Origin of the sequence: Pseudomonas sp. TH06 (genome assembly GCF_016651305.1) — a bacterium.
GTDB lineage: Bacteria > Pseudomonadota > Gammaproteobacteria > Pseudomonadales > Pseudomonadaceae > Aquipseudomonas.
This window is the reverse complement of sequence record NZ_JAEKEC010000001.1, coordinates 4,132,086-4,155,045: the sequence shown is the minus strand read 5'-3', so window position 1 is coordinate 4,155,045 and position 22,960 is coordinate 4,132,086. Positions and strand designations below refer to the sequence as shown.

Below are 22,960 nucleotides of genomic sequence, written 5' to 3'. Positions count from 1 at the left end.
TACACGCTCAAGGACCTGCGAAATTCATTGTCGATTTTTCGGTGGAGCCATCGGGAGTCTGGATTTACTCTCAGCTCATGAACATACAAACCGCTGTCCTGCCGCCCCACGCCGAAATGGTTCGCGCCATGCTCGAACGCGACACTGCCTATGAAGGCGTGTTCTTTACGGCCGTGAAAACCACCGGGATCTTCTGCCGCCCGAGCTGCACGGCACGCAAGCCGAAACCGGAGAATGTCGAGTTCTTCGCCCATGCCGACGAGTGCATGTCTGCCGGTTACCGCGCCTGTCTGCGCTGCAAACCGCTGGACGCTGCGGCGATTGCGCCGGTTTGGGTGCAGCGGTTGCTGAAAGCTGTGGAGGCGGACCCGGAGCTGCGCTGGAGCGATGCGCAGTTGCTCGCCGAAGGCATCGAGCCACTGAAACTGCGGCGCTGGTTCAAGCAGCATTTCGGCATGACCTTCCATGCGTGGCTACGCACCCGCAGGCTCGGCATGGCGCTGGGCGGGATCAAGCAAGGCATCTCGATCGATCATGCGGCGTTCGACTCCGGCTACGAATCCCTCAGCGGTTTTCGCGATGCGTTCCAGAAGTCATTCCACATCACTCCCGGCCGCGCCGCCAACAGTGAACCGCTGTTGTTCACCCGGTTGACCACGCCGCTGGGGCCGATGATCGCCATGGCTGAACGGCGTGGGCTGGTATTGCTGGAGTTCCTCGATCGGCCCGCATTGACCCGCGAAGTCGAGGAGTTACACAACCGCTACGGTTACGTGGTCGCGCCGGGGCACAACGCACACTTGCAGCAGATCGAGCGTGAACTGGCGGAGTATTTCGCTGGCCGCTTGACGCTGTTCACTGTGCCTTTGCACTTGCCCGGTAGCGAATTCGCCCGGCAGGTCTGGTCGGCACTGCTGCAAATCCCTTATGGTCAGACCCGCAGCTACGGCGCCATTGCTGCCGGTTTGGGCAAACCCGGCGCCAGTCGCGCGGTGGGCCTGGCCAACGGACACAATCGTCTGGCGATTGTGGTGCCTTGCCATCGGGTGATCGGCGCGGATGGCTCGCTCACCGGTTATGGTGGAGGGCAACCGCGCAAGGCGTTTCTGCTGCGGCTGGAAAACGCTGCGGTGCAGCTCACGCAACAACTGGCTTTCTGACGATTCGAATCAAACCACAAGAAGGGATTTCGATGGACGCGCTCGATACTCGGTTCCACCAATTGCACCAGCAAGGCCTGTTGATTCTGACCAACGTCGCTGACGCCACCGGCGCACGACTGGTCGAACATCTGGAGGGCAAAGCCGTCGCCACCAGCAGCGCTGCGGTGGCCTGGGCTCACGGCTACCCGGACGGCAACGCCCTGCCCCTTGAACGTCTGGTTTCGACGGTGGAATCCATCGCCCGGGTGATCAGCATTCCCCTGACCGTGGACGTCGAGGCCGGTTATTCCGATGACCTCGGGCGTGTGGCCGAAGTACTCGATGCGGTAATCGCCGCCGGCGCGGTCGGGATCAATATCGAGGACGGTTCCGCGGATCCCGAGCTGCTGGCACGCAAGATCGACGTGGCGCGACAAGTGGCTGATAAACGCAAGATCAAGCTGTTCATCAATGCGCGCACCGACGTCTATCTGAAAAGCCTTGTACCGGCCGAAGATCGCGTCGCCGAAACCCTGCGCCGCGCTGCGCTGTATCAGGCCGCCGGTGCCGATGGCTTGTTCGCCGCCGGTGTCACCGCCGCCTACGAGATCGAAGCCATCTGCAAAGGCACCTCGTTGCCGGTCAATGTGCTGGGCTTCGCCTGCCTGCCCTCGCCTGCTGAGTTGCAAGCGTTGGGCGTACGCCGCTTGAGCGCCGGTTCCGGCATTGCCGAGTTCCTTTATGGCGCGATGGGCGGGCTGGTGAAAAGCTTTCTCGCCACAGGCAAGCTTGATACCCACGACTTGAAGGCATTCAGCTACGGCGAAGTCAACGGCCTGCTGAAATAGCATGAGCGACGCTTATCAAGCGGCCAGCACTTTTCTGGCCGCGATCGACGCCGATTGGCAGCAGCATGTCGCCGCTGCCGGCCCTTGCCTGCACCAGCCGCATCCGGCGCGCGATCCGTATGAGTCGCTGGTGCGGGCGATTGCCTATCAGCAGCTGCATGCCAAGGCAGGCGATGCGATTGTCGGGCGGCTGGTGGGCTTGTTTGCAGGGCAATCGTTTCCGCGACCTGAACAAATACTCGCGACGGATTTTGATCGAATGCGCAGCTGCGGATTTTCGGCGGGCAAGATTGCGACGATTCAGGGCATTGCCCAAGCAACGCTGGACGGTGTGGTGCCGGATTACGCTACCGCGCTGGCGATGGACGATGAAGTGCTGATCGAGCGCTTGGTCAGCCTGCGCGGGGTTGGTCGCTGGACCGTGGAGATGTTGTTGATCTACAGCCTGGAACGGATGGATGTCTTGCCGGCGGATGATTTTGGCGTGCGTGAAGGGTATCGACGGCTGAAGGGGTTGGAGGTGCAGCCGACGCGTAGGCAAATGGTTGAGATTGGGTTGGCGTGGAGCCCGTATCGGACGGTGGCGGCCTGGTATTTGTGGCGGGTGCCCAAGGTTTAGACCGCGTCATCGTTCATCGCTGGCAAGCCACAGTTTTCGAGTTCACACCGATCCCCCTGTAGGAGCTGCCGAAGGCTGCGATCTTTTGATCTGGTTTTAAAAATCAAAGTCAAAAGATCGCAGTCTTCGGCAGCTCCTACAGGGGATCTCGTTTGTTCAAAGGCCGGATTTCAATCGGCTGAACGCACGGATCAATGCGCGATTGAACGCCTTGCCATTGTCATTTTTGCTATACAACGAAGCCCGCACCGGCTCCGACGGATAGGTCCCCGGATCATTGCGAATCGATGCATCGACCAAGCCGTCAGCCGCTGTGATCGCATTGGCGTAATGGATGGTGTCAGTGATCGGCGCAATCACCTCCGGCGTCATCAGGTAATCCATAAGCGCCAGCCCGGCCTGCGGGTGCGGCGCATCCTTGGGAATAACCATGGCGTCGAACCAGATCAACGTGCCCTCCTTCGGGATCCGGTAACTGAGCCGGAAAGGTTTACTGGCCGCCTGCGCCTGCCCGGCAGCGATGGCGACGTTGCCGTTCCACGACATCGCCACGCAGGTGTTGCCGTTGGCCAGATCGCTGATGTTCAGGTCGTTGTCGAAGTAACGAATATACGGACGGATCTTCGCCAGTTGCTGCTCGGCGAGCTTCAGGTCATCGAGGTTCTGCCGGTTGATGTCCAGCCCCATGTACTTCATGACGGCGGCAAACACTTCGTTGGGATCGTTGAGCAGGCTCACCCCGCAATCGGCGAATTTCGACACCACCGCCGGATCGAACAACATCGCCCAACTGTCGGTTGGCGCATTCGGCAGGCGCTGCTTGATCGCCTCTTCCTGATAGCCCACACCGGTGGTGCCCCAGGCATAAATTCCGGCATAACGGTTGCCCGGATCGAACACCGCCATGTGCTGGCGAAACTCGTCACCGACGCCAGCAAAGTGCGGTACCCGCGCCTTGTCCAGCGGCTGAATCGCGCCGCTCTCGATGGCTCGCGACAGATGCTGGCCGGCGGTCAGCACCAGGTCATAACCGCTGCGCCCGGTGAGCAGTTTGGTCTCCACCGTTTCCAGTGAATCAAAGTGATCGGCGACCACATGAATGCCGGTTTTCGCCTCGAAATTCTTCAGGGTATCCGGGGCGAGATATTCGCCCCAGATGTACAGATTGACCACCGGTTGAGCGTTGTCGGCGGCCTGCACACACAGAGGTGCAAGCACCAGCAGCAACGCTTGAGTCAGTTTGTGCAGGCCCATCATCACAGCCCCTTCTTGTGGTCAGACGTGCCGGCATATTGCGGCATGGTGATGCACGCAACGTTGCCGCCGCCGAGGAGGATTTCACGGGAGTTTTCGATGCCGACGATTTTGTGTTGTGGAAACAGTTCGGCCAGGGTCGCCATTGCCACCTTGTCGTTGCGATCACCAAACAGCGGCACCACGATCGAGCGGTTACCGGCGTAATAGTTGATGTAAGACGCACAGATTTTCGTCCCGGCCTGGCGGGTATGAGTGCTGTCCTGCTGATCAAGGCCTTCGGCTTCCTCGGCCGTCCACTCCAGCACATCGGGTTGCGGCAGTTTGTGCACGGTCAACTCGCGACCACGGCTGTCGCGGGTGCTGCGCAGGATGTCGTAGGCTTCCTGGTAGATCTCCCACTGCGGATCGTCGCGGTTGTCGGTCCACTGCAACACCACTTCGCCGGGGCGGACAAAACACGCCAAGTCATCGACATGGCCATCGGTTTCGTCGAACTTGCAGCCGCGTGGCAGCCAGATCACTTGCTCGGCACCGAGGTAGTCGGTCAGTCGGCGCGTGACTTCTTCCTTGCCCAGATGCTGGTTGCGATTACGGTTGAGCAGGCACTGTTCGGTGGTGAGGATGCTGCCCTGACCATCACTCTGGATGCCGCCAAGCTCGGCAATCAACGGTGCGCGATAACGGTCAAAACGTTCGATCTCAAGGATCTTGCTGGCGATCTGATCGTCCTTGTCCCACGGGTAATACAGTCCGCCGTCGAGTCCGCCATAGGCGTTGAACTCAAAATCGACTCCGCGGACTTCACCGCTCTGATCGTTGACCACAAAGCACGGGCCGCTGTCGCGGAACCAGGTGTCGTTGCAGGTCATTTCCACCACCCGCACTTGCGGCGGCAACTGGCGGCGGGCGGTGGCGAATTGCGCGGCGGAGGCGCAGACGGTGACCGGTTCACTGTGGGAGATGGCGGTGACGATCTGCACCCAGACTTTCTGCGCAGGCTTGGCGCCATTGCGCCAGACATCGGTGCGCTCCGGCCAGCCGAGCCAGCAGCCGGATTTGGCTTCGAATTCGCCGGGCAGACGGAAGCCGTCGTGTTTCGGGGTGGAGTCGAGCAAACGTGCCATGGTCAAACCTCGTCTTCGCGATGGGAATGACCACAGGCTACGGTCGCGGGCATCACGCTCGCCAACGATGATTATTGCGGAACAGTTGAATTAAACTCTTCAATCGGCCAGCTGATCATTGAACCATTCCAACATTTGCGCCACCGCCGGACGCTCCAGACGCACACGCTCGCAAACCAGCGCGTACTGCCCCAACGCGGTCATGCTGGCGCTGAACGGCCGTAGCAGTCGGCCATTCTGCAAGTCTTCCTGCGCGGTGAGGTTGTCGCCCATCGCCACGCCCTGCCCTTGCACCGCCGCTTCCAGCGCCAACCCGGCGTGGGCGAAATACAACTGGCGTTGCGGGCGCTGATCACCGGCGTGGCTGGTCAGCCATGCGGTCCAGGTCTTGCCATCCTGATCGTCGTGCAGCAAGCAGTGTCGGGCGAGATCCTTCGGCGTTTTCAACGTGCCTTGATTGAACAGGCCGGGGCTGCACACCGGAAAAAACTGCAGGGCGGGCAACGGGCGAACGAAGTAGGCACTGCTGTCCGCCGGGCCGGTGCCGTAGGTGATGGCCAGATCAATGTCTTCGCCCGGCGCGCTGGCGTCGATGGGTTGTTCGTAGAGGTGCAAGGTGATGTGCGGGTAACGCGCATAAAAATCGCTGAGGCGACTCATCAACCACTTCTGCGCAAGTTCCGCAGTGACGGCCAGCCTGAGCACGGCCAGCGAGGATGGATCACGTAATTCATCGCAGGCCTCGCCAATCAGTTCGAAGGCCTGTTGCAGACTTTGCATCAGGCGTCCGGCGGCGATGGTCGGGCGAATCTGCCGGCCTTCACGGATGAACAACGACACGCCCAATTGCTCTTCGAGCTGGCGAATCTGATGGCTGACCGCGCTGTCGGTGACACACAACTCCGCCGCCGCCCGGCCGAAATGCGCATGGCGGGCAGCGCATTCGAAGGTGCGCAGGGCGGGCAGTGAAGGGAGTTTTCGCATGGGGGATGATCCGTTTTTTTTGGCCATGCTGACGGCGCCGAGAGCGTGCGTCCAGCATGGTCGTCTGTATCGCACTGTATATCCCCCGGCCGCAGACACACCAATCACACAAACCCCTGCCCCGGCGACACATCGCCGATACACCGCAAAGCTCAAATAGCCCGGTCGATTCACTTCCCCCATCGTCCGGAGACTCATCATGACCAGCAACCTTTCGACCGCCACCCAAGCCGTGCACCTGAACCTCGACCGCGCCGGCACTTGGCTCGCACCGCTGACCTTGCGTCTGTTTATCGCCTGGGAGTTTTTCGAGTCAGGGCTGGAAAAGTTCACCGGCCAGAACTGGTTCGAGGACATTCAGAGCCGGTTCCCGTTTCCCTTCGATCACCTGCCGGCAACGTTGAACTGGGAACTGTCGATGTGGGCCGAATTGATCGGCGCACTGGCGATTCTGGTTGGCCTCGGCACGCGGATCTCGGCAGTGTCGCTGATCGTGGTGACCGTGGTCGCCACCGCTGCCGTGCACTGGCCTGCCGACTGGTCGTCGCTGAGCGAACTGGCCCAGGGTTACGCCATCACCAACAAGGGCTTCGGCAACTTCAAGCTGCCGGCGATTTACCTGGCCGCCTTACTGCCGCTGGTGTTCGCCGGGGCGGGCAAATTGAGCGTTGATGCGTGGCTGGCGCGACGGTTCTGGAACCGCCGCGCCCGCTGAGGCTCAATGTGCCCGATCAAGCCCGGCCAGCAACGCGCTGTCACGGCTGTAGATATCTGGCGAGTAACGCACGTGGCCGGCGTTGTCGACTTGCACGGTCCAGTAAGTCATCAGGATCGGCACCGGCGCCGACAAGCGGAATTCATGGGTGGCGCCGGTGGCGAGCAAGGTTTCGGTGCGGGCCTTCTCTGCCGGGCTGAGCAGCAGGTCGCGCAGTTGCATCGGGTGCTCGACCCGCACACAGCCCGAACTGAAAGCTCGTGGTCCCTTGTCGAACAGCGCCTTGCTCGGCGTGTCATGCAGGTACACCGAGAACGGGTTGGGGAAGCGGATGACCATTTGCCCCAGCGGATTGCGCGGCCCGGCGTCCTGACGCAAGAGGATGTTGCCGGGGTTGTCCCAGTCGATGTCCGCCGCCGCCAGCGGCTGTCCGTTGGCATCGAGCACTTGCAGATTCTGCCGACTGAGGAAGGTCTGATCCTTGCGGATCGCCGGCAGCTTGTCTTCCTTCCAGATGGTCGGCGGCACGGTCCAGGTCGGGTTCAGGGTCAACCGCGTGACGCGGGATTTGAGCAACGGCGTCTGGCGCTCGGCACGGCCAACCTGGGTGCGGGTCTGCCACACCGGCTGGCCGCGCTGATACAGGGTCAGCTCGGCAGCGGCGACGTTGACCAGCAAGCCATCGGGTTCCATGTCCTGAGCCAGCCAGCGGAAGCGTTCGAGGTTGACCCGCAGTTGTTCGCGGCGGGTCAACGGGCTGATGTTGAGTTCGGCAATCGTCCCCGGCCCGACCACGCCATCCGCTTGCAACGAATGGTTGGCCTGAAAGCTTTTCACCGCATCCACCAGCACGCCTTCGTAGGCATTGCCGGGGGCGCCGAGGGCGTGGGTCAGATAGCCTTCGCTGTACAGACGCCGGGCCAGTTCCGGCACCCGTTTGTCTTCCATCGACGGGCGCAGCAGCGGCCCGTTGCCCACCGACTGCCATTGCGGCAAGGCCTTGAGCCGTTGCGCGGCGTAGAGCTGACGCAGGTTCTGATACTGCGCAAGGTGCGGGCGGGCCAGATCGAACGCATCTGGGATGTTCTGCATGCCGGGCACAGCGATGGCGAGCAATTCGGCCTGACGGTCGCGAGGTGCCTCGTCGGCGTGCCACAGCGGTTCGAAGTGCGACTGCAGCAGGCGTCCGTAATGCAGATCCTGCAGGGCTTGCAGGTAATAGCGGCTGATGTCGATATCGGCGCACAACTCGCCGTCCTGCGGCGGGTTCGGCGCGACCGGGTAGCGTTTCGGACTGAGGCCATCATCGGCCAACAGCTGCAACTGACCCTGCAACGCCTGCAAGCGTCCGGACTCGCGGGCCCACACCGGCATCCAGTCCTGCTGTTGGTAGAACGCTTGCAACTGTTCCAGCGCCGGGCCAGCAAGGTGCGCGGCAACTGCCGGACAGGCCTGAGGCAAACTGATCAGCACGGCCTGCAACGGACTTTGTGGTTCAACGGGCATTTCGGCCGGTGGCGTCGGCAGCGTCTGCAAGGGCGGCAGCGGCTCATCGGCACAAGCGACAAACGGCGCAGCGAGCAAACAAATGCTCAAGTAGCATGCGTACTTTTTGAACAACTGCTTTACTCCAATCCATGGCCATCTTGATGATGGCCAACCTTACATCAGGTGCGCCGAACAGTCAGGCTCGTTCTGCGGGCTTGCGGGTTATGACTGGACGTCAGGAGCCAAAGTGCCAATTAAGTAAGCAGCAAGTGAGGACACTTTATAAATGTTGACGTTTTTGCGCCGACTTCTGCTGACCACCGCGACCCTTGTCGCGGTGACCAGTCCAGCTTTCGCCGCCGGCAAACCATCGCCGGTTCTCTACACCAGCCTCGCGCACGCCGCGCCAGAACTCAATCCCCAGGCGCTGAAAGGTGCGCTGAATGCCATGCAATGCGCGGTCAACAACGGCGCGAAGCCGTCCCGTCATCTGGCAATCATCGATTATTCGCAACCGTCCACCGAACGCCGACTGTGGATCTTCGACCTCAACCGGAAAAAACTGGTGCTGCGCGACCTGGTCGCCCACGGCTCCGCCTCCGGGGAAAACTTCGCCACGCAGTTTTCCAATGTCGAAGGCAGTTATCAGTCCAGCCTCGGCCTCTTCCGCACCCAGGAAAGTTACAGCGGCACCCACGGATATTCGTTGCGCATGGACGGTCTGGAACCGGGCTTCAATGACATGGCCCGCGATCGCGCCATCGTCATTCACGCCGCCAGCTATGTGAACCCGTTGTGGAGCAAACGCCAGGGCCGCATCGGTCGCAGTCAGGGCTGTCCGGCCGTTCGACCACAGATTGCAAAACAGGTGATCGATAAACTCAAGGACGGCCAGTTCATGTTCTCGTGGTATCCGGATCAGCGCTGGCTGAAATCCTCGCCCTACCTGAACTGCCAGCCGCAGCAAGTGGCGAGCATCCTGAGTACCCACGCCAGCTGAAAATATCAACTGCACCGAAAATCATTGTGGGAGCTGGCTTGCCAGCGATGAGGCAGGGTCAGGCGACGTTGTGTTGTCTGATCCACCGCCATCGCTGGCAAGCCAGCTCCCACAAGAGTTGCGTTCAGCTCTGAATCTTCGTCCACCGTTTCATTACAGTTTTGTCATTCAGTTGTCGGTTTGCCGTGCGGATCGCTCGGTAGCCTGAAGTTGTTCCGGCGCACTGCCGACCTACTTCAACCACTGAGTGACTCATCATGAAAACCCTGATCCTCGCCTTCTCCGCCCTCCTCGCCAGCGGTTCGCTGTTCGCCGCTTCGATGCCCGACACCGCAGTCATCCATGACAAAAACGGCTTCTACGTCAATCTGGATGTCGACAAAGTGTTGTCCAGCACCGATATTTCCCAGGCGTGCGGTGTGGTCCCGGCGAAACTCAACTACCTCGACCATCAGGGCCGTGAACATGTGCTGGACTATCAGGTACAGGGCAGCGGTTGCATCAATGACCATTGAGAATGATCGCCGATGAATATTCTGGTTATCGAAGACGAACCCAAGGCAGGCAATTACTTGCTCAACGGCCTGCAGGAACTGGGCTACAGCGTGAGTCTGGCCCGCGACGGCGCCGATGGTCTGCACCTGGCGCTGGAGCACAGCTTCGACGTGATCGTGCTGGATGTGATGATGCCGAAAATGGATGGCTGGGAAGTCCTGCGCCGGCTGCGCAAGGAGGCCGACACGCCGGTGCTGTTCCTGACCGCGCGCGATGACATCGCCGACCGCGTCAAAGGCCTCGAACTGGGTGCCGACGACTATCTGATCAAGCCGTTCTCATTCGCCGAACTGGTGGCGCGCCTGCGCACCCTGACCCGACGCGGGCCGATCCACGAAGACGAACAACTGCAAGTCGCTGACCTGCAGATCGACGTGCTCAAGCGCCGCGTAACCCGCGCCGGTGTGCGGATCACCCTGACCAACAAGGAGTTCGCCTTGCTGCAACTGTTCGCCAGCCACACCGGGCAAGTGCTGTCGCGCTCGCTGATCGCCTCACGGGTGTGGGACATGAATTTCGACAGCGACACCAACGTCGTCGATGTCGCCGTACGCCGCTTGCGGGCGAAAGTCGATGATCCGTTCCAGCTCAAGCTGATTCACAGCGTGCGCGGCATCGGCTACCGCTTCGATACGCAATCATGAAAATCGCCGGCAGTTATTCGCTGACATTGCGCCTGGCGCTGGTCTTCGCCGTGCTCGCCTTCGTTTCGCTGGCTGGCCTTGGCGTGGCGCTTTACCAAGAACTGGAAGAACAACTGACCCGTCGTGACGACATTCAACTGGTCAGCCGCATCGATCAGTTGCGCACCATCCTCAATGACAGCAACACGCTGGAGTTGATCAAGAACAAACCGGCGCTGTTTCAGAACATGCTCGGTACCCGCGAAGCGCTGCTGACGATTGGCGCGCCGGGCCATCCGCCGCTGCTGGTGGTCAACCCCGGCAATCTGGCGCTGCCGAGCGTGCCCGCCGTGCCGGTCGACCATGTGATGGCCCTCAACGACGTGCAGCATCTGCCAAGCATCAACGGCGTGCCGTTTTCGGCCGTGGCGGCGAGCATCGACTCCGGCGATCTGGGCAACCTGCAAGTGCTCATCGGCAAGCTGATGAGCGAACGCACGGCGATGCTCGCCAACTATCGGCTCAGCGTGTACGGCCTCGCATCACTGGCTGCGATTGTCCTTGCGCTGGTCGGTTGCTTGCTGGTCTATCGCGGTTTGCTACCGTTGCGCCGGTTGGCAAAACACGCCCATGGGATCGGCGTCGGCAACCTCAATGAACGCTTGGCCAGTGCAGGCGCACCGCGAGAGTTGCGGCCGATGATCGAAGCGTTCAACGCCATGCTCGATCGCCTTGCCAGGGGTTTTGCGCAGTTGAGTCAGGTCTCCACCGACATGGCTCACGAATTGCGCACGCCGATCAACAACCTGCTCGGCGAAACCCAGGTCGCCCTGCAACAGCCGCGCAGCATCGACGCCTATCAACAGCTGCTCGCCTCCAATGTCGAAGAGCTGGAGCGGCTGACGCGGATGCTCGACAACATGCTGTTTCTGGCGCGCACCGACCCGGCCAGTGCCTTGAGCCAACGGCAGGAACTGGATGCCGCCGATGAGATGCAACGGATCGCCGACTATTTCGAAGGCCTGGCAGCAGACGTCGGCATCTGCATCGAGGCCCGTGGTCGCGGCGTGATCTGGGCCGAACCGATGCTGCTGCGCCGGGCACTGGCCAACCTGTGTGCCAACGCGATCAAGTACGGTGCGGCGGACTCGACGGTGCAGGTTGAAGCGATTGCCGAAGCGGACGGCAGTTATCTGCGAGTGCGTAATCTGGGCACGACGATCCCGGCGGAACACTTGTCGCGATTGTTCGAGCGTTTTTACCGGGTCGATCAGTCCCGCGAACGCTCGGCACAATCCAACGGACTGGGACTGTCGATTGTCGCGACCATCATGCAACTGCATCACGGTCGCTACCGCGTCAGCAGCAACAACGGCCAAACCTGCTTCGAATTGTTCTTCCCCGCCCGGAACGGACATCCGAAGCAATACCCTGTAGGAGCTGTCGAGTGAAACGAGGCTGCGACCTTTTGATTCTGGCTTTAAAAACAGAATCAAAAGATCGCAGCGTGCCGCAGCGCCTACAGAGAATGGCTCAGTCAATTGAGGTTTTGGCTGGGCGGACGCTATCGCGAGCAGGCTCACTCCTACATTTAATCGGTGTTCGGCTGATGATCAGGGCCATGCCCATCAATGCCGCCGCGACGGCGAATGTGATGTGCAAGCCACTGGCGACAACCGCAGCAGGTGCCTGAGTCGGATCGCCGGTGGCCACGGCAAACACCGCGCCCATCGCCGCAGCGCCGGTGATCAGGCCCAGATTGCGCGCCAGCCCGAGCAACGCCGACACCACGCCGCGCTGATTCTGACTGACACCGGCCATCAACCCGGTGTTGTTGGCGGCCTGGAACAAGGCGTAACTGGCGGCGACCACCGCCACTGGCAATAAATAAGCAGGCAGTCCGAGACTCATCGGCAATAACGCCAGTAATCCGCAGCCGCATACCAGCCCGAGCAAGGCACCAGGCACCACCCGCCGCGCGCCAAAGCGATCCACCAGACGACCGGCGGGCACTCCGCTGAACGCCGACAACAGAGGTCCCACCGACAACGCCACCCCGACCATGGCGCTGCTCAGACCCAATCCGCGACTCAGATAAAACGGCCCGACCACCAGCGTGGTCATCATCACGGTCGTCACCAGCAACGTCAGCAGCAGACTGCCGCTCAGGCGCAAATCGGCGAACAAGGACAGGCGAATCAGCGGCGCCTTGGCCCTCATCTCGACGATCACGAACACGCTCACACCGCACAGACTCAACAGCAGCAACGCCAGCGTGAAACCTTCAAGCGTCATCGCCAGCGCGTAGGCAGCCAGCGTCAACACCAGCACCCCGGAACCGAGATAATCAAACGCAACCCCCGTGCGCACCGTTCGATCTGCCGGCAGAAAGCGATAAACCAGCCACGCATTGAGCAAGCCCAATGGCACGTTGAGCAGAAATATCGACTGCCAGCCGGCATGCGCCATCAGCAACCCACCCAGCGACGGCCCGAGGGTCGTGCCGGTGGCTGACATCGTTGCCAGCAACCCCATTGCACTGCCCGCTCGTGTCTTGGGCACCGCATCGGCCACCAGCGCGACGGTCAACGCGAACATGATTGCCGCTCCCACACCTTGCACCGCCCGTGCACCGATCAGCCAGGCCAGTCCAGGTGCCAGCGCGCAGGCCAATGAAGCTGCGGTGAAAATACCGATCCCGATCAACAGCAGGCGACGCCGACCGAAGCCGTCACCCAGACGCCCGACGCTGACAATCAGCGTGGTGATTGCCAGCAGATAGGCCAGCACAATCCACTGTGCCTGCTGAAACGTCGCCTCAAACGCTGCCGCCAGAACGGGCAACCCGGCGTTGGCAATACTGGTGTCCAGCGACGGCATCAACATCGACAGCGCCAGACTGGTCAACGCCCAGCGGGCGGTGGTGCTCAAGGAATCTTCGGACATGGGGCGCTCACGGTGCAAGGTCATGCGCCGTAGCTTGAGTCTCGACAACACAAGGCGCAAGACGCATGCTTTGCACTCGATACCTGCACGGAACGCCATGTCATGTTTGGACCGGATCTGAACCTGCTGATCACCCTCGACGTGTTGCTGCGCGAGGGCAGCGTTGCCCGCGCCGCCAAATCTCTGCGCTTGAGCCCTTCGGCCATGAGTCGTGCTCTGGCCCGTTTGCGCGAAACCACCGGGGATCCATTGCTGGTGCGGGCCGGTCGTGGTCTGGTGCCGACGCCGCGAGCGCTGGAACTGCGCGAACGGGTCGCTCATCTGGTGCAGGAAGCCGAGGCGGTTTTGCGACCCGCCGACGTGCTCGATCCAGGCCAGTTGCAGCGCACGTTCACCCTGCGTAACACCGACGGTTTTGTCGAAACCTTCGCCGCCGCCCTGCTCGCGCGGATCGCTGAAGAGGCGCCCGACGTGCGCCTGCGCTTTGTGCAAAAAGCCGACAAGGACAGCACACCACTGCGCGAAGGCCGCGTGGATCTGGAGACCGGGGTGGTCGACGACAGCACTGACCCGACGCTGCACAGCCGCATCCTGTTTCAGGATCAGTGGATTGGCGTGGTGCGTGAGGGGCATCCATTGAGCATGGGCAAGATCAGCGCCAAACGCTTTGCCGGCGGCCAGCACATTCTCATCTCAAGGCGTGGGCGCAGCAGCGGCCCGGTCGACGACGCATTACTCGCCGTGGGGCTGACGCGGGATATCGTCACTTCATTCGGCGGGTTTTCGGCGGCGTTGACGCTGGTGCGTGAATCCGACCTGATCGCGACCGTTCCGCAACGTCATACGAGCAAGCTGCGCACGGGCCTGCACAGTTTCGCCCTGCCTTTCGAGATGCCGGAGATCAGCGTATCCATGCTCTGGCATCCGCGCATGGACGCCGACCCCGCGCACCGCTGGTTACGTAATTGCGTGCGGGAAGTCTGCGCCTAGCGCGCGTCGCCGCCGGCAGGTTTATAGAAGAGGAATTTTTTCGTCTCAGCGGTTTTGCGGTACTCCTTGGCCCAGCTCGGATGAACATTACGGTCGTGGAAATACAAGGCACCGTGGGTGCGATCGGTGAGTTGACGGTTGAGCGCCTTGCCGGCGATTTCCTTGGCCAAGGCATATTCGGCATCTTCCTTGACCTGGTCCGGCTTGCCATCGCACCACCAGGAAAACTGGCAACTCCTGGTTTCCGAACCCTGCTTGACCACTTCGCAGACGGTGCCGGGAAAGCCGTCATGCCCGAGCCGGTTCATCACCACGCTGGCGACACCTTCCATGTCCGCCGTGTCCTTGCCCTTGGCTTCCCAATAGATACTGCGCGCCAGACAGGTAATAGGATCGTCCAGCGGCGCGGCACCGGCCGGGTCCACCGCTTGTGCTTCGGTCGGGGTAATCGCTTCGGATTTTGCCGCGGGCGGCGCGTTGGGTTTATCGGCGGCTTTTTCTTCCAGCACCTGAGCTTTTTCTTCAGCCTTTTCCTTGATCGGGGCTTGATCGGTGGCCGATGCCACGCCGGTCAGCAGGGTTAACACAAGACAGCAAAGCAACCCGTTCAATCGCATCATCGATTCTTCCGGCAGCGCCCGAGACGGGCAACGTGTTTCGTGGTTGAGACGCCCGGCTCCCGGGGTCTTCGCAGAGTGTAGACGGCAAATTCGCTGGCAACGTTCCGCAGAAAAAACCGCCGAATGAAGAAAAAGACATTGCACCCACGGGGGGCCTTTCGCGCATCATGGGCGCACTCAGCTCAAGGGAGATTTCCATGCGCTTCATGCCATCTGTTTTGCGATTTGCCGCGTTGTCCGCAGGCGTCATGTTTGCCGCGTCGGCCATGGCCGGCGATGAGTCGCAACTGATCGAGTCGATCAACAGCTACCGCAGCCAACCGCAGCGCTGCGGCACTCAGGCGTCGAATGAACTGCCGCCGCTGTCGGCCGATCCACGGCTGAGATTGCCTGCCACTGGCGCTGTCGATCTGCAACAAGCCATGGCCAGTGCCAGTTACCCGATGGTCAATGTCCAGGCGATCACGCTCAACGGCCCGCGTGATGCGACATCGGCCATGAAAGCGATTCAGGAAAGTTTCTGTCAGGTGGTGCTTGATCCGCAGTTCGTCGATGTCGGTGTCAGCCGTGACGACCGGGACTGGCGCATTGTGCTGGCGCGGCCGTTGCTGTCGGCGAAACTTGGCGATGCGCAAAGTGAGGGGCAGAAACTGCTGAGTGAACTCAATGTCGCTCGCAGCCAGCCGCGTCAATGTGGCGGCCAGGCCTTCGCCGCCGCGACACCGCTGGCCTGGAACGCGAGCCTGGGCACCATCTCCCAGGATCACAGCCGCGACATGGCCAACAACAATTACTTCGACCACAAGGACCGCGACGGCCGCACCCCGGGCGATCGCGCTGAACTCGCCGGCTACGGCGGCCAACTGGTCGGCGAAAACATCGCCGCCGGGCAAGACACCGTACACAAAGTCGTCGAAGGCTGGCTCGCCAGCCCCGGCCATTGCGCCAACCTGATGAACCCGCAGTACAAGGAATTCGGCGCCGCTTACGCGACTGACCCGAAAAGCAGTGCGGGGATCTATTGGACCGCGATGTTTGGTGCCCAATAAATCTCAAAGACACCACTGTCCCTGCTCAACACAAAACCCTGTAGGAGTGAGCCTGCTCGCGATGAGGCCGGTCCAGTCAGCATCTCCATTGACTGATCCACCGCTATCGCGAGCAGGCTCACTCCTACAATGTTCGGTGCAATACTCATCATCCTGTCCCAAAGGGGTTTAGTGGGTTCTCATCCCCGCCGCGTACATCACCATTTATCAGCACGTTGTCGAAAGCATCTAACACGCCTAAAAACTCTTTATTTACTGAGCCTTACGAATCAAACGCGGTAAATTTCGAGGAAAAACAGTTGATCATCGACGGCATCAATCAGCCGTTCACTAACAGTGATTGGACTCGAGTAAAAGTCGCCCATAACCTGCGCTGACCCAAACCCTTCACAGTGGTTTCCACTCCTGCGAGGCTGTCATGTCAGAGCGCGTCTTAATCGATGGTTACAACCGCCGCGTCGACTATCTGCGCCTGTCGGTGACCGACCGCTGCGACTTCCGTTGCGTCTATTGCATGGCGGAAGACATGCAGTTTCTGCCGCGCCAGCAGGTGCTGACGCTGGAAGAGCTCTATCAACTGGCGCAGAGCTTCGTCGCCCTTGGCACGCGCAAGATCCGCCTGACCGGTGGCGAGCCGTTGATTCGCCCCGGCGTGGTCAAGCTCTGCAAGCAGATCGCCGCCCTGCCCGGCCTGCGTGAACTGTGCCTGACCACTAACGGCTCGCAGCTCGGCAAACTCGCCGCGCCGTTGTTCGACGCCGGGGTCAAGAGGCTGAACATCAGCCTCGACAGCCTCGACCCCGAGCGCTTCAAACAACTGACCCGCACCGGCGACCTGGCGCAAGCGATCAACGGCATCGATGCTGCACGCGAGGCCGGTTTTACCCGCACTAAACTCAACTGCGTGGTGATGCAGGGCCGCAACGATCACGAGATCAATGATCTGGTGCGTTTCGCCATCGACCGTCAGCTCGACATCTCCTTCATCGAGGAAATGCCGCTGGGCATCATCAGCGAGCACAGCCGCGCAGAATCGTTTTTCTCCAGCACCCAAGTGCGCGAGAAGATTGCCGAACGCTATACGCTGATCGACTCGGCGGAATCGACTCAGGGGCCGTCGCGTTACTGGCGGCTGGCCGAAGCTCCGCGGATTCGCCTGGGCTTTATCTCGCCGCACAGCCACAACTTTTGCGGCACCTGCAATCGGGTGCGGCTGACCGTCGAGGGGCGTTTGCTACTGTGTCTGGGTAACGAACATTCGGTGGACTTGAAAGCGGTACTTCGCGCCCATCCGGGACAGCCGCAACGGCTGGAGAAAGCCATCATTGAAGCGATGAAACTCAAGCCGTATCGGCACAATTTCGAGGTGAACGACGATGTCCAGGTCGTGCGCTTCATGAACATGACCGGCGGCTGATCCGCCCTCCATGCTTAACCGGGATCGCACAGCATGATCGTCAGACCCAAGGTCAACCAGTTCGCCATTCTCTTCACCCTCAAGGGTTCGATCGCCAAACGCATTGCCATGCGCACGTTGATGGTCACGCTGCTGGCCTCCGCCATTGTGCTGATGGAAATCCTCCATCCAAGCAACTTCACCAAGGTCAACGCCACGCCGTTCACCTTGCTCGGATTGTCGCTGTCGATCTTCATGAGTTTTCGCAACAACGCCTGTTATGACCGCTGGTATGAGGCGCGCAAGGCGTGGGGCGAAGTGATCGTGCACATTCGTTCGGTGATTCGCGAGACCCACGTCATCCGTGACTCAGTGCAGCGCAAACCGTTGCTGCTCAATCTCTGTGGGTTTGCGCACTCGCTGAATGCACGGCTGCGCCGGGAAAACGAAGCGGCCGCGAGCAGCGCGTGGATCACCCCGCAACACGATGCACAGGTGCCGGACTACAGCGGGCGGATCCTGCAGCAGGTCGGCCAGCAATGCTCCGACTTGCATGAAAGCGGTGAACTGAGCGAGTGGCGTTACATGCTGCTGGCCAATCACCTGACCAGCCTGACCCAGGCGCAAGCCGTGTGCGAGCGCATCAAGAATACGCCGCTGCCCTTCCCGTACACCTTGCTGCTGCACCGCACGATTTACCTGTTTTGCATCCTGCTGCCGTTCGCCATGGCCGAACCCTTGGGCTGGCTGACGCCGCTGTTCACGGCGATTGTCAGCTACACGTTTTTTGGTCTGGATGCGATTGCCGATGAGCTGGAAGATCCGTTCGGCCGCGATGAAAACGACCTGGCAACTGACTCTCTGGTGCGCACCATCGAGCGCGACATCCTCAGCGAACTGGGCGAAACAAAGCTTCCGCCGATGCTGCTGCCGGCGGATTACGTCCTGAGCTGAACACTTCCCCCCAATCATCCGACTCCCTGTGGGATTTTTGTGGGTATCGCAAAAAGATCGCAGCCTTCGGCAGCTCCTACAGGTAAACGCATTCCTGTGTAGGAGCTGCCGAAGGCTGCGATCTTTTGATCTTTGCTTTAAAAGAGTTCGCTGAAAGGAATGAAGCGCAGCGGATCGCCAACACTGTGGGTGCTGTTCTCGGGGACTTCCACCAGGCCATCGGCCCAGGTCGCACCCAGCAAGACGCCGGAGCTCTGATTCGGATACAGCGCCGCACGGCCCGCCTCCAATCGCACCCGTAGGTATTCACGACGGCTGCCCGGTTTGGGCCAATCGAACCCGGCATTCACCGAAAAACTCAGCGGCATGACGTCTTCCACGCCTTGAATACGCAACAGATACGGCCGCGCCAGCAACCCGAACGTCACCAGTGCCGAAGTCGGATTACCCGGCAAACCAATCACCGGCACCGCGCCGAAATGGCCGACGGTCAGCGGCTTGCCGGGTTTGATCGCGAGTTTCCACAGCAGTGGTTTGCCATTGTCCCGCAGCACCTGGCCCAGGCAATCGGCATCGCCGGCCGACACGCCGCCCGTGGCTAGAATCAGGTCTGCGCTGACTTGCAGTTGCTCAAGCTTGAGCCGCGTCTGCGCCGGACGATCCGGCAGAATCCCGGCGTCGATCACCTCGCAACCCAACTCACCGAGCCAGTGCTTGAGCAATACGCGATTACTGTTGTAGATGCTGCCGGGACGCAGCGGCTGGCCCGGGTCCACCAGCTCGTCCCCGGTGGACAGCAGCGCCACCCGAGGCCGACGCACCACATGCAACTGCGCCAGGCCCTGCCCCGCCACCACCGCCAGTTCGAAAGGCCCCAGGCGTTTGCCCGCGCGCAACAGAATATCGCCGACGCGATTCTCCTGACCCTGAGCACGAATGTTCTGCCCCACCTTCAGCGGCTGCAAAAACCGCACGCTACCATCCTCCAGCACTTCGGTGTTTTCCTGCATCTCCACGCAATTGGCGCCGAGCGGCAGCGGCGCGCCGGTAAAGATCCGTGCGCAAGTCCCCGGCAACAGAGCATCCGGTGCAAGTCCGGCGTAAACCTTTTGCGACACCTTCAACGGCTGCCGATGCAGATCCGCGAGGTTCAGCGCATAGCCGTCCATGGCGCTGTTCGGCCACGGCGGCAGATCCAGCGTCGCCACCAGATCACTGGCCAACACACGCCCGCACGCGTCATCCAGCGCCAGCACTTCGCTGTCCGCCAGGCCCTGTTCATTGGCCATGGCCAGCAATTGATTGAGCGCTTCCTCGACCGGCATCAACGGTGTGCGGCTCATCCGCGCGTTCCACAGGCTTGCAGCGGTTTCAGGTGCGGGACGAAATTGCACGGGCGATGACGGTTGTCGAGTTGCTCGACGAGGATGCCTTCCCACGCGGTGCGGCAAGCACCGGTCGAGCCCGGCAGGCAACACACCAGCGTACCGTTGGACAACCCGGCCAACGCACGGCTCTGCACGGTGGAAGTGCCGATGTCGAGAATCGAAATTGCGCGGAACAGCTCGCCAAAACCATCAATCTGCTTGTCGAACAAACAGGCTACGGCTTCCGGCGTGCTGTCGCGGCCAGTGAAACCCGTGCCGCCGGTGATCAGCACCACCTGAATACCCTCGCCGGCAATCCAGTTCGCGACCTGGGCGCGGATCTTGTACAGGTCATCCTTGAGCAGGTTGCGCTCGCTCAAGGTGTGGCCAGCCTCCAGCAGACGGCTGACCAATAACTGGCCCGACGTATCGTTGGCATAATCGCGGGTATCGCTGACCGTCAGCACGGCAATGTTCAGGGGGACAAACAGGGCATCCGCTTTGGCGCTCATGGGGCTCTCCGGCAGTGATCAATCAGATTGCCGAGCAGCCTAAGTGGCACTTATGAGGACTGTCTAATCACTCTGGCCAACCACTCTATCGACCTGCTCTATCGGCTCTTCTGCCCTTGGCCGAAGCCCATGAAAATGACGGCGATAGAGCGGACCGATATGGTTTTAGAGCCTTCCGATTGGACGAATGAACACTCAAATGAGATCGTCGCACCTCGCGCTTTTCGTGCGCGGTGCGCATCTGCGTCAACACTCAATCAAAAACTTCCCATCGAGCAGGTGCTGTCGTGGACATCAAACAACTCAAGTTCCTGATCGCGCTGGACGAAACCCGTCACTTCGGCCAGGCCGCCGCGCGCTGCCACATCACCCAGCCGACCCTGTCGATGCGCCTGCGCAATCTCGAAGATGAGCTGGATCTGGTGCTGGTCAATCGTGGTCAGCGCTTTGAAGGTTTTACCCAGGCCGGCGAGCGGGTGCTGGCCTGGGCCAGGACGCTGCTGGCGGCACACGACGGTTTGTTTGCCGAGGCAGCGGCCTGTCGCGGGCAATTGGTCGGCAGTCTGCGTCTGGGTCTGGTGCCGCTGAGCAACTTCAATCCGGTCAATTACATTCAGGGGTTATCGGGCACATACCCGGAGCTGAAATTCAATCTGTCGTCGCTCAGTTCCGACGAAATCATTGCGGGCCTGAGCAACAATCAGCTCGACCTCGGCGTGTGCTACCTCGACCACATCAATCCTGGCTATTTCGAGTTTTTCGAAATCGGCGAAACCCGCGTCGGCCTGCTCTACGACAACCGTCACTTCCATTTCGAAGGCACGGAGATGAGCTGGGAAGACGCCGCCGAATTGCCGCTGGGGATGATCACCACCGGCATGCATTACCGCAAATCCATCGACATGAGCTTCCGCAGTCGCGGACTCAATCCGCAGCCGATCCTGGAAAGCGATTCGACCTATCAGCTGTTGCAGGCGATTCACCAGGGTTTCTGCTGCTCGATCATGCCGCTGGACAGTGGACTGGAAGAGCCGATCGAGCATCTGTCGTTCATGAACTTGCCGGATGCCAGCGTGCTTGCGCCATTGGGGCTGGTGATGCGCAAGACCGAACCGCGCTCGGCGATTGCCGAGAAGTGTTTCGCCGAGGCGCGGAAGATGTTCGGGATTGAAGCGCTGGCCGAATAGGCGGTGTTGAATGTCAGGCCGCCATCGCTGGCAAGCCAGCTCCCACAGGGCTGGGGTGAGGGGCAAGCCTGACACCACTCTTGAACAAAATCCTGATTAGATAGCGACTCCGCCAGAACCCGACTCAGGAACCGCACTTGAGCACAGCACCCAAAGATCTGCCCCGCCCCGAACCCGTCACCCTGCGCCAGGCCTGGCCCTTCTGGCTCAAGCTCGGCTGCATCGGCTTCGGCGGCCCGGCCGGGCAGATCGCGATCATGCACCAGGAACTGGTCGAGCGCCGACGCTGGATCTCCGAACGACGTTTTCTCCACGCCCTCAACTACTGCATGTTGCTGCCCGGCCCCGAGGCCCAGCAACTGGCGACGTACATCGGCTGGTTGCTGCATCGCACTTGGGGCGGTGTGATCGCGGGAACGCTGTTTGTGTTGCCTTCGCTGTTCATTCTGATTGCGCTGTCGTGGCTGTATATGGCCTTCGGTGACGTGCCGGCCGTGGCCGGGGTGTTTTACGGGATCAAACCGGCGGTCACCGCCATTGTGCTGCACGCTGCGCATCGCATCGGCTCGCGAGTCTTGAAAAATGCCTGGTTATGGGCGATTGCCGGGGCTTCGTTCGTGGCGATCTTTGCGTTCAATGTGCCGTTCCCGATAATCGTGCTCGGCGCGGCGTTGATCGGTTATCTCGGTGGGCGAATGGCCCCGCAGCGTTTCGATAAGGGTGCGCAGCGCAACAGTGAAAAATCTTTCGGTCCGGCGCTGATCGATGACGATACGCCGACACCCGAACACGCTCGATTCAGCCTGCCAAAGCTGTGGCGACTGCTGTTGATCGGCGCAGCACTGTGGTGTTTGCCCATGGCGTTGCTGACAGCCCTGTTCGGCTGGGATGGCACCTTCACGCAAATGGCCTGGTTCTTTACCAAAGCCGCGTTGCTGACCTTTGGCGGCGCTTACGCGGTGCTACCGTATGTCTATCAGGGCGCGGTCGGGCATTACGGCTGGCTGACGCCGACGCAGATGATCGATGGCCTGGCGCTGGGCGAAACCACGCCGGGACCGCTGATCATGGTGGTGGCGTTTGTCGGTTTCGTTGGCGCCTACGTGCAACCGATATTCGCTCCGGAACAGGCCTTTGCCGCTGGTGCACTGGCGGCGACGCTGGTGACGTGGTTTACCTTCCTGCCCTCGTTTCTGTTGATCCTTGCCGGCGGGCCGTTGGTGGAATCGACGCACAACGCATTGAAGTTCACCGCGCCATTGACCGCAATCACGGCAGCAGTGGTCGGGGTGATTCTCAACCTGGCGTGTTTCTTCGCCTATCACGTGTTCTGGCCGAACGGGTTGTCCGGGGCAGCGGATATTTTCTCGATCGTATTGGCGGTGGCAGCAGCCTTGGCCCTGTTCGTTTTCAAACGCGGCGTGATTGCCGTGTTGATCGTTTGCGCCCTCGGCGGGCTGGGCTTTCACTTGATGCGCTGAAACCCGGCCACCGAAACTTCCGTTTACACGCCCAGGGATTCCCCCTTACTATCCGGGCACACCGGTCGGCGGGCCTGCCCCGCCACCGTCGTTTTCCGCCAAC

The 22,960-nt window shown here is 60.9% G+C and carries 22 protein-coding genes; 14 read left to right on the top strand and 8 right to left on the bottom strand.

The features are described from left to right. The first annotated feature begins 77 nt into the window (after positions 1 to 77). The 3 genes from JFT86_RS18730 to JFT86_RS18720 are packed head-to-tail and all read left to right on the top strand — an operon-like array spanning position 78 to position 2,609. Positions 78 to 1,160 (top strand): methylated-DNA--[protein]-cysteine S-methyltransferase, encoded by a 1,083-nt coding sequence (locus tag JFT86_RS18730; protein ID WP_201237823.1) that lies wholly within the window; start codon positions 78 to 80, stop codon positions 1,158 to 1,160. 32 nt (positions 1,161 to 1,192) lie between these two features. Further along, positions 1,193 to 1,990, top strand: coding sequence for an isocitrate lyase/phosphoenolpyruvate mutase family protein (locus JFT86_RS18725; protein WP_201237822.1), 798 nt, complete (start codon positions 1,193 to 1,195; stop codon positions 1,988 to 1,990). A gap of 1 nt (position 1,991) precedes the next feature. Further along, positions 1,992 to 2,609, top strand: coding sequence for a DNA-3-methyladenine glycosylase (locus JFT86_RS18720; protein ID WP_201237821.1), 618 nt, complete (start codon positions 1,992 to 1,994; stop codon positions 2,607 to 2,609). A 156-nt stretch (positions 2,610 to 2,765) separates the two neighbouring features. On the opposite strand, the gene JFT86_RS18715 is transcribed toward JFT86_RS18720, so the two are convergent. The 3 genes from JFT86_RS18715 to JFT86_RS18705 all read right to left on the bottom strand — a co-directional run bounded on the left by JFT86_RS18715 (position 2,766) and on the right by JFT86_RS18705 (position 5,974). Continuing rightward, a complete protein-coding gene (locus JFT86_RS18715) occupies positions 2,766 to 3,863 on the bottom strand; it encodes an extracellular solute-binding protein (RefSeq protein WP_201237820.1) in 1,098 nt (365 codons plus the stop codon). Positions 3,864 to 3,865: 2 nt separating this feature from the next. Beyond that, on the bottom strand, positions 3,866 to 4,990 hold the full coding sequence (gene aguA, locus JFT86_RS18710; protein WP_201237819.1) for an agmatine deiminase: 1,125 nt from the start codon (positions 4,988 to 4,990) through the stop codon (positions 3,866 to 3,868). Positions 4,991 to 5,089: 99 nt separating this feature from the next. Then, the gene (locus JFT86_RS18705; protein WP_201237818.1) at positions 5,090 to 5,974 is read right to left on the bottom strand and encodes a LysR substrate-binding domain-containing protein; all 885 of its coding nucleotides are present in this window, start codon (positions 5,972 to 5,974) and stop codon (positions 5,090 to 5,092) included. Positions 5,975 to 6,173: 199 nt separating this feature from the next. On the opposite strand from JFT86_RS18705, the gene JFT86_RS18700 reads away from it, so the two are divergent. Continuing rightward, positions 6,174 to 6,689 carry a DoxX family protein gene (locus JFT86_RS18700; protein WP_201232832.1) on the top strand — a complete coding sequence of 172 codons (516 nt, stop codon included), beginning with the start codon at positions 6,174 to 6,176 and terminating at the stop codon, positions 6,687 to 6,689. Between the two features lie 3 nt (positions 6,690 to 6,692). Here JFT86_RS18700 and JFT86_RS18695 read toward each other — a convergent pair whose 3' ends face one another. Next, on the bottom strand, positions 6,693 to 8,309 hold the full coding sequence (locus JFT86_RS18695; RefSeq protein WP_201237817.1) for a L,D-transpeptidase family protein: 1,617 nt from the start codon (positions 8,307 to 8,309) through the stop codon (positions 6,693 to 6,695). Between the two features lie 154 nt (positions 8,310 to 8,463). On the opposite strand from JFT86_RS18695, the gene JFT86_RS18690 reads away from it, so the two are divergent. From JFT86_RS18690 to JFT86_RS18675, 4 genes are all read left to right on the top strand, one after another. Then, entirely contained in the window at positions 8,464 to 9,177 is a 714-nt protein-coding gene (locus JFT86_RS18690; protein WP_201237816.1) for a murein L,D-transpeptidase catalytic domain family protein, read from the top strand. Between the two features lie 257 nt (positions 9,178 to 9,434). Beyond that, on the top strand, positions 9,435 to 9,692 hold the full coding sequence (locus JFT86_RS18685) for a DUF2790 domain-containing protein (protein WP_166217154.1): 258 nt from the start codon (positions 9,435 to 9,437) through the stop codon (positions 9,690 to 9,692). A 12-nt stretch (positions 9,693 to 9,704) separates the two neighbouring features. After that, positions 9,705 to 10,376, top strand: a complete 672-nt coding sequence (locus JFT86_RS18680; RefSeq protein WP_201232834.1) for a heavy metal response regulator transcription factor — start codon at positions 9,705 to 9,707, stop codon at positions 10,374 to 10,376. Then, on the top strand, positions 10,373 to 11,806 hold the full coding sequence (locus tag JFT86_RS18675) for a heavy metal sensor histidine kinase (RefSeq protein ID WP_201232835.1): 1,434 nt from the start codon (positions 10,373 to 10,375) through the stop codon (positions 11,804 to 11,806). Before JFT86_RS18680 ends, JFT86_RS18675 begins: the two co-directional genes overlap by 4 nt. Before the next feature lie 82 nt (positions 11,807 to 11,888). On the opposite strand, the gene JFT86_RS18670 is transcribed toward JFT86_RS18675, so the two are convergent. Further along, positions 11,889 to 13,301 (bottom strand): MFS transporter, encoded by a 1,413-nt coding sequence (locus JFT86_RS18670; RefSeq protein WP_201237815.1) that lies wholly within the window; start codon positions 13,299 to 13,301, stop codon positions 11,889 to 11,891. Positions 13,302 to 13,403: 102 nt separating this feature from the next. On the opposite strand from JFT86_RS18670, the gene JFT86_RS18665 reads away from it, so the two are divergent. Next, entirely contained in the window at positions 13,404 to 14,291 is an 888-nt protein-coding gene (locus JFT86_RS18665) for a LysR family transcriptional regulator (RefSeq protein ID WP_201237814.1), read from the top strand. Here the strand turns inward: JFT86_RS18665 and JFT86_RS18660 are convergent. Continuing rightward, positions 14,288 to 14,908 (bottom strand): cell wall hydrolase, encoded by a 621-nt coding sequence (locus tag JFT86_RS18660; protein WP_201238616.1) that lies wholly within the window; start codon positions 14,906 to 14,908, stop codon positions 14,288 to 14,290. The genes JFT86_RS18665 and JFT86_RS18660 overlap by 4 nt on opposite strands. A 200-nt stretch (positions 14,909 to 15,108) precedes the next feature. Between JFT86_RS18660 and JFT86_RS18655 the strand changes: the two genes are divergently transcribed. From JFT86_RS18655 to JFT86_RS18645, 3 genes are all read left to right on the top strand, one after another. Then, entirely contained in the window at positions 15,109 to 15,960 is an 852-nt protein-coding gene (locus JFT86_RS18655; protein WP_201237813.1) for a CAP domain-containing protein, read from the top strand. Between the two features lie 418 nt (positions 15,961 to 16,378). After that, the gene (gene moaA, locus JFT86_RS18650) at positions 16,379 to 17,377 is read left to right on the top strand and encodes a GTP 3',8-cyclase MoaA (RefSeq protein WP_201237812.1); all 999 of its coding nucleotides are present in this window, start codon (positions 16,379 to 16,381) and stop codon (positions 17,375 to 17,377) included. A gap of 33 nt (positions 17,378 to 17,410) precedes the next feature. Continuing rightward, positions 17,411 to 18,310: a bestrophin family protein gene (locus tag JFT86_RS18645; RefSeq protein ID WP_201237811.1), complete on the top strand. Its 900-nt coding sequence runs from the start codon at positions 17,411 to 17,413 to the stop codon at positions 18,308 to 18,310. Between the two features lie 137 nt (positions 18,311 to 18,447). Here JFT86_RS18645 and glp read toward each other — a convergent pair whose 3' ends face one another. Together glp and moaB are read right to left on the bottom strand one after the other, a co-directional pair. Continuing rightward, positions 18,448 to 19,653, bottom strand: coding sequence for a gephyrin-like molybdotransferase Glp (glp, locus tag JFT86_RS18640; protein WP_201237810.1), 1,206 nt, complete (start codon positions 19,651 to 19,653; stop codon positions 18,448 to 18,450). Then, positions 19,650 to 20,189, bottom strand: a complete 540-nt coding sequence (gene moaB / locus JFT86_RS18635; RefSeq protein ID WP_201237809.1) for a molybdenum cofactor biosynthesis protein B — start codon at positions 20,187 to 20,189, stop codon at positions 19,650 to 19,652. Before moaB ends, glp begins: the two co-directional genes overlap by 4 nt. A gap of 287 nt (positions 20,190 to 20,476) precedes the next feature. Here moaB and JFT86_RS18630 point away from each other — a divergent pair, with 287 nt between their 5' ends. Both JFT86_RS18630 and chrA read left to right on the top strand, forming a co-directional pair. Beyond that, on the top strand, positions 20,477 to 21,376 hold the full coding sequence (locus tag JFT86_RS18630) for a LysR family transcriptional regulator (protein WP_201237808.1): 900 nt from the start codon (positions 20,477 to 20,479) through the stop codon (positions 21,374 to 21,376). A 137-nt stretch (positions 21,377 to 21,513) separates the two neighbouring features. Continuing rightward, positions 21,514 to 22,857 carry a chromate efflux transporter gene (chrA, locus tag JFT86_RS18625; RefSeq protein ID WP_201232841.1) on the top strand — a complete coding sequence of 448 codons (1,344 nt, stop codon included), beginning with the start codon at positions 21,514 to 21,516 and terminating at the stop codon, positions 22,855 to 22,857. Positions 22,858 to 22,960 lie beyond the last annotated feature (103 nt).

What these genes read in the sequence shown, in the direction of transcription:
- JFT86_RS18730 (WP_201237823.1), top strand. Translation starts at nt 78, where the DNA reads ATGAACATACAAACCGCTGTCCTGCCGCCCCACGCCGAAATGGTTCGC.
- JFT86_RS18725 (WP_201237822.1), top strand. Translation starts at nt 1,193, where the DNA reads ATGGACGCGCTCGATACTCGGTTCCACCAATTGCACCAGCAAGGCCTG.
- JFT86_RS18720 (WP_201237821.1), top strand. Translation starts at nt 1,992, where the DNA reads ATGAGCGACGCTTATCAAGCGGCCAGCACTTTTCTGGCCGCGATCGAC.
- JFT86_RS18715 (WP_201237820.1), bottom strand. Translation starts at nt 3,863, where the DNA reads ATGGGCCTGCACAAACTGACTCAAGCGTTGCTGCTGGTGCTTGCACCT.
- aguA (WP_201237819.1), bottom strand. Translation starts at nt 4,990, where the DNA reads ATGGCACGTTTGCTCGACTCCACCCCGAAACACGACGGCTTCCGTCTG.
- JFT86_RS18705 (WP_201237818.1), bottom strand. Translation starts at nt 5,974, where the DNA reads ATGCGAAAACTCCCTTCACTGCCCGCCCTGCGCACCTTCGAATGCGCT.
- JFT86_RS18700 (WP_201232832.1), top strand. Translation starts at nt 6,174, where the DNA reads ATGACCAGCAACCTTTCGACCGCCACCCAAGCCGTGCACCTGAACCTC.
- JFT86_RS18690 (WP_201237816.1), top strand. Translation starts at nt 8,464, where the DNA reads ATGTTGACGTTTTTGCGCCGACTTCTGCTGACCACCGCGACCCTTGTC.
- JFT86_RS18685 (WP_166217154.1), top strand. Translation starts at nt 9,435, where the DNA reads ATGAAAACCCTGATCCTCGCCTTCTCCGCCCTCCTCGCCAGCGGTTCG.
- JFT86_RS18680 (WP_201232834.1), top strand. Translation starts at nt 9,705, where the DNA reads ATGAATATTCTGGTTATCGAAGACGAACCCAAGGCAGGCAATTACTTG.
- JFT86_RS18675 (WP_201232835.1), top strand. Translation starts at nt 10,373, where the DNA reads ATGAAAATCGCCGGCAGTTATTCGCTGACATTGCGCCTGGCGCTGGTC.
- JFT86_RS18670 (WP_201237815.1), bottom strand. Translation starts at nt 13,301, where the DNA reads ATGTCCGAAGATTCCTTGAGCACCACCGCCCGCTGGGCGTTGACCAGT.
- JFT86_RS18665 (WP_201237814.1), top strand. Translation starts at nt 13,404, where the DNA reads ATGTTTGGACCGGATCTGAACCTGCTGATCACCCTCGACGTGTTGCTG.
- JFT86_RS18660 (WP_201238616.1), bottom strand. Translation starts at nt 14,908, where the DNA reads ATGCGATTGAACGGGTTGCTTTGCTGTCTTGTGTTAACCCTGCTGACC.
- JFT86_RS18655 (WP_201237813.1), top strand. Translation starts at nt 15,109, where the DNA reads ATGCGCTTCATGCCATCTGTTTTGCGATTTGCCGCGTTGTCCGCAGGC.
- moaA (WP_201237812.1), top strand. Translation starts at nt 16,379, where the DNA reads ATGTCAGAGCGCGTCTTAATCGATGGTTACAACCGCCGCGTCGACTAT.
- JFT86_RS18645 (WP_201237811.1), top strand. Translation starts at nt 17,411, where the DNA reads ATGATCGTCAGACCCAAGGTCAACCAGTTCGCCATTCTCTTCACCCTC.
- glp (WP_201237810.1), bottom strand. Translation starts at nt 19,653, where the DNA reads ATGAGCCGCACACCGTTGATGCCGGTCGAGGAAGCGCTCAATCAATTG.
- moaB (WP_201237809.1), bottom strand. Translation starts at nt 20,189, where the DNA reads ATGAGCGCCAAAGCGGATGCCCTGTTTGTCCCCCTGAACATTGCCGTG.